At 36.3% G+C, this 3,140-nt stretch carries 4 protein-coding genes and 1 pseudogene; all 5 read left to right on the plus strand.

Annotated features, from left to right (window positions below; translation table 11 throughout):
* Nucleotides 1-1,521 (plus strand): RNase A-like domain-containing protein (locus AC4GZ8_RS26235; RefSeq protein ID WP_491084822.1); only part of this gene is annotated, 1,521 nt, incomplete at its 5' end.
* 17 nt (nt 1,522-1,538) lie between these two features.
* Complete coding sequence (locus AC4GZ8_RS26240; RefSeq protein ID WP_491084823.1) at nt 1,539-1,838, plus strand: contact-dependent growth inhibition system immunity protein; 300 nt, start codon at nt 1,539-1,541, stop codon at nt 1,836-1,838.
* Between the two features lie 24 nt (nt 1,839-1,862).
* Nucleotides 1,863-2,258, plus strand: coding sequence for a YrhA family protein (locus tag AC4GZ8_RS26245; RefSeq protein WP_491084824.1), 396 nt, complete (start codon nt 1,863-1,865; stop codon nt 2,256-2,258).
* 197 nt (nt 2,259-2,455) lie between these two features.
* Nucleotides 2,456-2,587 (plus strand): annotated as a pseudogene (locus AC4GZ8_RS26250) (PEP/pyruvate-binding domain-containing protein); the annotation flags it as partial.
* A 43-nt stretch (nt 2,588-2,630) separates the two neighbouring features.
* A partial coding sequence (locus tag AC4GZ8_RS26255) for a pre-toxin TG domain-containing protein (protein ID WP_491084825.1) occupies nt 2,631-3,140 on the plus strand: 510 nt, incomplete at its 3' end.

The following is a 3,140-nucleotide window of genomic DNA, read 5'->3' on the forward strand; positions in this document are numbered from 1 at the left end:
GATCAGTTTCATACCGCAATGGAAGATGCGAAAAAGAAAAGAGAAGAGACAATTCGAGCGGTAGATTCATTGGATCAACAATTATTAGAAGAATACATGGTATCAGAAAGTGCCGAGTTTCACATCGGAGCTCTTTTTCAACAATTGCTAGAAGCAACAGCACAAGGCAACACAATTTCTCCCATTCACTTTGATGCACAAGCATATAAAGCGAGTGAAGCATATCAACTAACTGATGAAGTAAAGAAGTATGCAGATGACTACCTTACATATAAAGAAGAGCAGGAACGATTTAGAGAAGAATTAAAGAAGGCCGAAGAACTAGAAAACCGTCCATTCCACGAAAAAGCATGGGATACCGTCAAAACTCTTACAGGAGAAATAACTGGCTATTACGATTTTATCCGCGCGTCAGAAGGAGTTGATCCTGTCACTGGCGAAAAACTAACAGACGGTCAACGTGTAGCCGCAGGCGCCATGGCTTCTGCAGGATTAATACCAATTGTTGGTTGGGGAGGTCGCCTCTTAAAAGGTGGAAGTGCCATCTACAAAACAGCCAAAGGTATGAATGCTGTTCAAGCACTAGATGTCTATAAAACAACCAAAACTTTCTCAAACCTTGAAAAAGCAGAGTTAGGTATCTACGGTCTAACTTCCGCGAACGGACTTAGTGAATATATCACAGGAAAAGATATGTTTGGGAATGAACTCACTGACATTCAAAGACAGCAAAGCTTATATTATAGTATCCTAGGACCTGCTTTAATGGCCGCACCATTCGTGCCAGCACTCATAAAAAATGGTAAACTAGTAAAAGATGAAACAGTTACCCAGATACATAAACTAGCGACAAAAACGAAATCTGGTGCACATTATGTCTATAATGAAGTAAAAGGTGGCATTCATGTTCTCCTTCATAATCAGAACATGAATTTTGCGTTTGCTGGGGCAAATGGGGTAAAACCACTTCTATCCAATGTGATGAATTCGAAGGAAATTAGTAAGAGGATTGAAGAAGTTGTTTCGAGGTTTTCTTTAGGGAAGAGTTTGGAGGTTAACAAAGGATCTGAGGATGTTGGGGAAGTTATTAGCAAGGGTAAAGATCATATAAAGCAAGGGGATAAAAGTTCTTTAGCCCCTGGTGGTGGATTAGCTGCACATGAGGCAAAGGGTGGACATTTAATAGAAAGACATGTTGGGAAAACAGATGAAGAACTATTAGAAAGATTGAAAAATAATCCCCAAATTACTGGTTCGTCAACTTTTAATGATAGAATGACAGCTGAGAAAGTTGCTACTACAGTTCTTAACGATCAAAAGAATATCGATAAAATACAAAAATGGCTTTCTGACCCCAATAGTAGACCTACATTACCGTTAAGATATAAGGGTGATGGTGAGATAATTGGCAGAAGTGTATCAAGAAACTCAGAAGAAGTAGAAAATGTAACAAATGCAAAAATAGTTCTTAAAAAGGATAACAACGGTAGTTTTATTCTTACAGGATATCCAGTGAAATAGAAAGAGAGGAAATTTTTGTGAATAAAAATTATGATTTCATAGAAGAGTTAGAAGATTTTTTAGGTGGAACATTTCATCAAGATATCAGTTCTCCAGAACAAGCATTAGATGAGTTTATAAAAGAAGCGAATAAAGAATGTTTGCAGAATACAATAATTTATTGTGAAGAATTTTTAAATAGTGAATTACCAGCACAAGAGAAGGATAGTATAATACAAAATAATGCAGAGGTTTATTTTCCTGCAATTCAATTAACCCCTCTCCAGTGGCTAAATAAATTAGTAGAACAAATAAAAGAGGCTGTAATAACAAAATAAAATTATTTTAATAGAGAACCTTTAATGGCTAAAAGCCTTTTTAGGGTTCTTTTTTTAATGAAACATACTATTCAAGAGAAATTAGGAAATATTATTTTGCCAGAAACTTATGTAGAATTTCTAAGCATAGTTAATGGTTTAGATTTTAATGGATTAGTTATTTATGGTGTTGATAAGGAACTACTTAATCAAGAGGTAGACGAAGACGTCCATGGCTTCATTGAAACAAACGAGATTTGGTATGAAAATGATTGGCAAAAGAAATACATATTTTTTGGGGACTCCGACACTGCATGGTATTGTTATAATTTAATAGATGATGAATATGCAGAACTTGATAAACCATCAGGAACTTTAATTCAGTCATTTGATAGTTTTGATATCATGTTGAATGCTGCACTGGAAACCAGCCTTCTGTAAGGAAATGATATGCTTAAAATTAACTTTTACCTTGATAGGCTATGCCTTTCAAGGTTTTTTTGTCTTAAACTCTAGTTTAATAAGAGCTTGAAATCTTATTTTAATGTTGGATATTTAAGGGGAATAAATAGATAAATAGAAACAAGTTGATTAATATTGTAGGTTAAAAAGTACAAGAACTGCATTCGAGGGGATAAAACAGTGCATCTGATGAAGATTTGACACATGCCTCTTTTGGTGGTCAACAAGACACCTATTTAAACATCATCGGAAAAGAAGCCATCTTGCAACATATCAGCAAATGCTGGGCTTCCCTATTTACGGATCGATACAAAGAAGAAAAGAGAAGATACAATCCAAGCGGTAGATTCATTGGATCAACAATTATTAGAAGAATACAAGGTATCAGAAAGTGCCGAATTTCACATCGGAGCTCTTTTTCAACAATTGCTAGAAGCAACAGCACAAGGCAACACAATTTCTCCTATTCACTTTGATGTACAAGCATATAAAACGAGTGAAGCATATCAACTAACTGATGAAGTAAAGAAGTATGCAGATGACTACCTTACATATAAAGAAGAGCAGGAACGATTTAGAGAAGAATTAAAGAAGGCCCAAAAACTAGAAAATCGACCATTCCACGAAAAAGCATGGGATACCGTCAAAACTCTTACAGGAGAAATAACTGGCTATTACGATTTTATCCGCGCTTCAGAAGGAGTTGATCCTGTCACAGGCGAAAAACTAACAGACGGTCAACGTGTAGCCGCAGGCGCCATGGCCTCTGCAGGATTAATACCAATTGTCGGTTGGGGAGGACGCTTCATAAAAGGTGGAAGTGCGATCTACAAAACAGCCAAAGGGATGAATGCAGCTGAG

It is taken from the genome of Metabacillus sp. RB-C-LZQ-3-1, assembly GCF_058315175.1.